Origin of the sequence: Thermus aquaticus, assembly GCF_001280255.1 — a bacterium.
In the GTDB taxonomy this organism is placed as follows: domain Bacteria; phylum Deinococcota; class Deinococci; order Deinococcales; family Thermaceae; genus Thermus; species Thermus aquaticus.
The window spans coordinates 1-493 of the sequence record NZ_LHCI01000011.1 but is presented as its reverse complement, the minus strand read 5'-3'; the positions used below and the strand labels follow the sequence as shown (position 1 = coordinate 493).

The following is a 493-nucleotide window of genomic DNA, read 5'->3' as shown; positions in this document are numbered from 1 at the left end:
ACCACCTTGGGCCCCTTGGGGACGTCAGCGACCTCGGAGAAAAGCATGGTAGTAGAGGACCCCCACGATCCCCGTGGCCGAGAACTCCAGCTCGCCCCGCCGGTGCCGGAAAAGGGCCTCCTCGGGGGGCATCCAGACCACTTCTATGGCCTCGTCCTCGTCGGGGGTGGCTTGGGATTCTTCCAGGTTTTCCGCCAGGAAGACGTGGGTCTTCTCGTCGGTGAAGCCGGGGGAGACGTAGTAGCTGAAGAGGTAGGTGAGGTCTCCCTTTAGCCCCGTTTCCTCGGCCAGCTCCCTTCGGGCGGCCTCGAGGGGGTCCTCGCCCGGCTCTATGAGCCCGGCGGGAATCTCCAAGGGGGCGAGGCCGACGGCGGGGCGCATCTGGCGCACGAAGAGCATCTTGCCCTCCTTGAGGGCGATGACGGCCACGGCGGGCTTGTGCTCCACGATCTCGTAGCGGCCCTCGAGGGCCAGGTTCAGGATGCGGCCCCGG

The 493-nt window shown here is 66.9% G+C and carries 1 protein-coding gene; it reads right to left on the bottom strand.

Features of this window, described 5'->3' with window-relative positions:
• Window positions 1-24 precede the first annotated feature (24 nt).
• The coding region (locus tag BVI061214_RS00100) for an NUDIX hydrolase (protein ID WP_053766878.1) at window positions 25-493 on the bottom strand (469 nt) is incomplete at its 5' end.